A 4,755-nucleotide genomic window follows, 5' to 3' on the forward strand; every position below is an offset into this window, starting at 1 on the left:
TTCCAGTTTCAGCGGCACCCCTGCCAGACGGGCGGCGCGGTACATGATCGCCAGCGTCATGCGCGAGATCAAGTCGCCGCCTTGCGGATCGGTGCCGCGGCCCTGGTCCAGCGGAGAATAACCGCCGCCGATATCGGAGTGCACGCCAGGAAACACAATCTCCTTGCAATTGGGCGGCGTATTGCCCAGGTAAGCCACCGAATCGAGCGGAAAAGAACGCCTTATTTCATGTCCGGACACCAGGTGCAGGCATGCGGTCGGCCCCGGATTGGTCGGTATCCGCAACGACACTTCCGTATCCGACCATGCTCCGTGACCGTCGACGACGACGCTCAGCACAGGCGAGGATGCGGCCAGTCCCACCGACGCGACGGTGTCGAACAGGCCCAGGAAATCGAAGGTGATATCGATCGTGCCCAGGCTCAAGGTTCGGGGCTGCTTGACGGCCTGGCGGTTACTGAGTTTTGCGTCGAGCTGGCACAGCCAGATAAACCAGTTGGCAAAGGATCGCGCTTGCGCCGCACCGCGCGAAAAACCGAACATCGACACGAATATCGCTTGCACTTGGCCTTTATCGCGGCTTTTGCCAGGCATGTCGGCCGGCACGAAAGGCTTCAGCTTGTCGTGCAGTTCTTCCAGGATGGCGGTGAAGGCGGCAGTCAACCCACTGGACGGCCGCACGCCGCTGGGCAGCTTCAGTTTATTAAATTCTTTTGTGAACCTCGCATTGTCCACCAGCGGCGTATCGGTGTAATACCTGTACAGATTGTTGACCGCTTCGACCAAGGCCCAGATGATGCGGTTTTCCCCCTTGTAAGCGAACGCCAGGCCACGCGCGCGGTCGCTGGTGAAGGGACTGAAACCTTCGCCGCTATCGCCGACCTCATCGAAACGGGTACCGACACCCGGCACATAGGTGCGGAAAAAGCTTTTGTGATAGGTCGTTTCCAGTTCCGGCCACGCATCGCTGCCATGCGCGTCCTTACCGCCCGGAAAGGCACGATACAAACGGGCCACATTGCTGTGCGCATGCAGCGGCGCATCCCGCTTCAGATTGTTGTTGGTGCCGTCGAAAAAGAAGCCGAAAAACAGGTTGGCGATGCATAACGGAGGGAAGCCGGGGATGGGGCATTCCCGGCTAAGAATAAATTCCTGCAATGTTGATAATTGACTATCCACATCAAAAAAATACTCTTTATTTGATGGATCACTTTTATCAGCAGGGTAAGCCTCAGTTAAAAATGCAGTCATGGATTATTCTTCTCCAGGTACTCAATCAATTTTTTCTGGAATTCAATTATTCCCTTTATCCCCTCTACCTGCTCAGTTGATAAAGTGGCCGCGTCTCGACGTAGCCCTCGTTCCATGGTAAGTAGCGTATTTTTCTCTCTCTGCAATTTTTCCATGCGGCGCTCCATCCGATACTCCTTCGTCGGCACCGGATAGCCTTTGATTTTCCCCGGCCATTCCGGCAAGCTCGGGCCATATTTCGACACCACCGCGCCGACACTGCTGTCCTCATACACAATCAGCCATATATCGCCGGCCTCGCCTTTCGGATACGGTGGAATAGTAACGGTTTCCCTGTGCATGGTCGGATCAGGATAAAACTGATAGGCCACGACGACTTGCAAGTCCGGATGCCATTTTTCCGGAACCTCGAAGCAGCAAATCGTGCCGCCCCCGGAATATGGATTGAGCGCATCGCCACCGCCGCCGCTGTTGGTGTTGCCGGGGTTTTCCACCGCGATATAGCCAACCTCGCGCGACGAGTAATTGAGCGACTGGATGCCGCCTGCCATCGCGGCAGCCGGGATAACAGACAAGGCAGCCGCCAGGACCAGCATCAAGGCACTGCGGCAATTAAAAACCAACATGACAGACTCCTTTTCCAAGATACATTGCTTCATTCTTATCAATCGCCACCGCTATCGCCCGCTTCATCGAAACGGGTGCCGACACCCGGCACATAGGTACGGAAAAAGCTCTTGTGATAGGTCGTTTCCAGTTCCGGCCACGCATCGCTGCCATGCGCGTCCTTACCGCCCGGAAAGGCACGGTACAAACGGGCCACATTGCTGTGCGCATGCAGCGGCACATCCCGCTTCAGATTGTTGTTGGGGCCGTCGAAAAAGAAGCCGAAAAACAGGTTGGCGATGCATGCGGGAGGGAAGCCGGGGATGGGGCATTCCCGGCTGAGAATAAATTCCCTGAGGATCGGAGCCTCTTGTCCCTGGTCAAAGAAATGAGAAAAATTTGCTGGATCATTTTTAACAAGAGGATAAACATCAGCTAAAAAAGCGGTCATGGATTACGCCCTTCCAAGTATTGGATAATTTTTTTCGTCGACTCAATTGCTGACTTTAGTCTTTGCAGTTCGACCGCGGATAAATTACTGGTATCCCCTTGGAGGGCTGTCTCCATACCATGCAACCACTCCTTTTCCCTTTCTATCTTTTCTTTCCGGCGTTCCATCCGATACTCCTTCGACGGCACCGGATAGCCTTTCACTTTCCCCGGCCATTCCGGCAAGCTCGGACCATATTTCGACACCACCGCGCCGACACTGCTGTCCTCATACACAATCAGCCATATGTCGCCGGCCTCGCCTTTCGGATACGGTGGAATAGTAACGGTTTCCCTGTGCATGGTCGGATCAGGATAAAACTGATAGGCCACCACGACTTGCAAGTCCGGATGCCATTTTTCAGGAACCTCGAAGCAGCAAATCGTGCCGCCCCCGGAATATGGATTGAGCGCATCGCCACCGCCGCCGCTGTTGGTGTTGCCGGGGTTTTCCACCGCGATATAGCCAACCTCGCGCGGCGAGTAATTGAGCGACTGGATGCCGCCGCCTATCGCGGCAGTGGGTGCAGCGAAGAATATCGCCGTCAGAAGCAGCGTTAATGCGCCATGCCGGATACGGGCATTCATGACAGAACCTCTTTTCCTGACGTCCATTGCTCCAGCAAAGCGTCGACTGTTTGTGCCCTGGACGGCTCGGCCAGCCATTGCGCAAGCTGCGGCTGCCCTTGCAAGCCTGGGTTCTTCAGCCCCAGCTGACATACATCCAGGCGACCCGGATTGCCCGCAATCTGAGCATGGTCGGCACAGCCCAGCCAATATTGCACCAAGTCATGAGCGCGTTCCGGCGTGTGGCCGCTCAGCAAATCGGGGCGGCTCGCCCGTACTTGAAACAGGATGCCATCGGCTTCCGAAACAGTCATCAATCGCGCGCATTGCCGTGCGTCCAGCGATACCTGGCCGGCGGCTGGCAGCGCCGCTACCGGCAAGGCCAATACATCCCATTCGCCTGTGCGCCTGACGTATTGCCAATGGCATGCGGGTCCGCAAAGCTGACTGAGTTGCTGCACCGTCAATATCTTGCAGAGTTCCGGCAGAATACGCGTATCGGCAAATGACAGGAGCAAGGTATGACCGTCAGCGTCAACCATGCACCATGGCAGCAAACGGGCCGCCAACTGTGCCAGCGATTCAGGCGTGACAATCAAGCTGAGCGAGGGATGGCCATCGGTCTTTTTCAAGAGCAGCTTCCATGTCACGCTCCCCGCATCGGCAAACTGCACCAGCAATGGAGAAAGTCCCAGCGTCTCTTCGTCGGCGCCCGACGTTTGTGCGAATAATGCTATATAGGGCAAATTCGATGGCAAATTCGCGGCGCGCTTGAGCAAGGGATAGCAGGTTTCATCGAAGACCCCATCCACCAAGGCATAAATATGTGCATCAGGAAATTCATGCTGCAAAGCCTGCAATTGCCGATCCAGAGAAACATACCAATCCGGCGGGTAAGAATTAATGTTCATGTCCGTGCTCGCTTATTCTTCAACCATGGAAAATGGTGATCCCGAAGCGGCGGCGCTGCGCTTGCAGCGCTTGCATACCGAGTGGGGCATTTTCGGCAAGGGATACGCAAAACGCGTCGGCCCGGTAAACGCCTTCTTCCCAGCATGGATGATGATCTTGCCCGGACATTGCACCGTGATATTGCCGCCTGCAATCGTGATATTCGCCCCGCCTGCCGTCGACAGGCTGATGCTTTTCGCCGCCGCCCAGTCGATGTGGGCGTTGGCGCTGATCACATCGATTTCGTCGCGTGCCTGGATCTTCATCACATCGCTTTGCGCCTGCAATTCAATCGTGTTCCTGGCCGCGATCAATTGCAGGCCCACATTGTCGTCGCCGGCCTGGACCGCGCCGCCCAGCACACCGATCGCCTGCCCGGTGTGCACCCGCCATTGGCCGCCGCCGATGAACTGGCTGTCCAGCCCGCTCATCAGGGCCACTGTCTCGCCATTGCTCATCTGCATGTTTTGCCCGGCCACCAGACCCAATCCCGCCTGGGCCGACAGCGCGATGATCGGGTCCTTGACGTGCGGGACTTCGCTGCCGTCCATGTCATGCATGCCGGATACGCTTGCCAGCAACGCTTTTAACGGCGCCACATTCTCGCTGCAGGCCACCGTCTGATGGGTTTTGGCGGCCTTGCCGAAGGTCTCTGCCAGCACCACTGCCTGTTTCAGCAGCGCGATGCCGGGGGCATTGTCGCCGGCCGGATCGCGCCGCGCCATGCGTAACCGCATAACTCGACACTAATAAACCGGCGCCGGCACGCACTGCGCCATACGCGTCGGTACGCAATTCGGCGCCGCTGCCGCGCAGGCTGCCGCGGTAATTGTCGGCGCTGTGTATCAAGTGACCCAAATTCAATTCGCTGGCCGCCAAGCTGCTTTTCAA

At 56.8% G+C, this 4,755-nt stretch carries 5 protein-coding genes and 1 pseudogene (1 of these 6 cut by a window edge); all 6 read right to left on the bottom strand.

Features of this window, described 5'->3' with window-relative positions; translation table 11 throughout:
* On the bottom strand, window positions 1-1,251 hold the 5' portion of the coding sequence (locus GJA_RS19530) for a T6SS phospholipase effector Tle1-like catalytic domain-containing protein (protein WP_081905497.1). Its footprint begins 24 nt before the window's first position; 1,251 of the gene's 1,275 nt are visible here — the first part of the coding sequence; its start codon is at window positions 1,249-1,251; the stop codon falls past the left edge of the window.
* Window positions 1,248-1,877 (bottom strand): DUF3304 domain-containing protein, encoded by a 630-nt coding sequence (locus GJA_RS19535; protein WP_167541136.1) that lies wholly within the window; start codon window positions 1,875-1,877, stop codon window positions 1,248-1,250. Before GJA_RS19535 ends, GJA_RS19530 begins: the two co-directional genes overlap by 4 nt.
* Window positions 1,878-1,915: 38 nt before the next feature.
* Window positions 1,916-2,308, bottom strand: a complete 393-nt coding sequence (locus GJA_RS27520) for a hypothetical protein (RefSeq protein WP_144241598.1) — start codon at window positions 2,306-2,308, stop codon at window positions 1,916-1,918.
* Window positions 2,305-2,934: a DUF3304 domain-containing protein gene (locus GJA_RS19545; RefSeq protein ID WP_038495596.1), complete on the bottom strand. Its 630-nt coding sequence runs from the start codon at window positions 2,932-2,934 to the stop codon at window positions 2,305-2,307. The genes GJA_RS27520 and GJA_RS19545 overlap by 4 nt, the downstream gene beginning before the upstream one ends.
* A complete protein-coding gene (locus GJA_RS19550) occupies window positions 2,931-3,824 on the bottom strand; it encodes a DUF4123 domain-containing protein (protein ID WP_061301698.1) in 894 nt (297 codons plus the stop codon). The genes GJA_RS19545 and GJA_RS19550 overlap by 4 nt, the downstream gene beginning before the upstream one ends.
* Window positions 3,825-3,836: 12 nt before the next feature.
* Window positions 3,837-4,755, bottom strand: a pseudogene (locus GJA_RS19555) (DUF2345 domain-containing protein); the annotation flags it as partial.

This window comes from Janthinobacterium agaricidamnosum NBRC 102515 = DSM 9628, assembly GCF_000723165.1.
Classification (GTDB): Bacteria; Pseudomonadota; Gammaproteobacteria; order Burkholderiales; family Burkholderiaceae_D; genus Janthinobacterium; species Janthinobacterium agaricidamnosum.

What these genes read in the sequence shown, in the direction of transcription:
- GJA_RS19535 (WP_167541136.1), bottom strand. Translation starts at nt 1,877, where the DNA reads ATGTTGGTTTTTAATTGCCGCAGTGCCTTGATGCTGGTCCTGGCGGCT.
- GJA_RS27520 (WP_144241598.1), bottom strand. Translation starts at nt 2,308, where the DNA reads ATGACCGCTTTTTTAGCTGATGTTTATCCTCTTGTTAAAAATGATCCA.
- GJA_RS19545 (WP_038495596.1), bottom strand. Translation starts at nt 2,934, where the DNA reads ATGAATGCCCGTATCCGGCATGGCGCATTAACGCTGCTTCTGACGGCG.
- GJA_RS19550 (WP_061301698.1), bottom strand. Translation starts at nt 3,824, where the DNA reads ATGAACATTAATTCTTACCCGCCGGATTGGTATGTTTCTCTGGATCGG.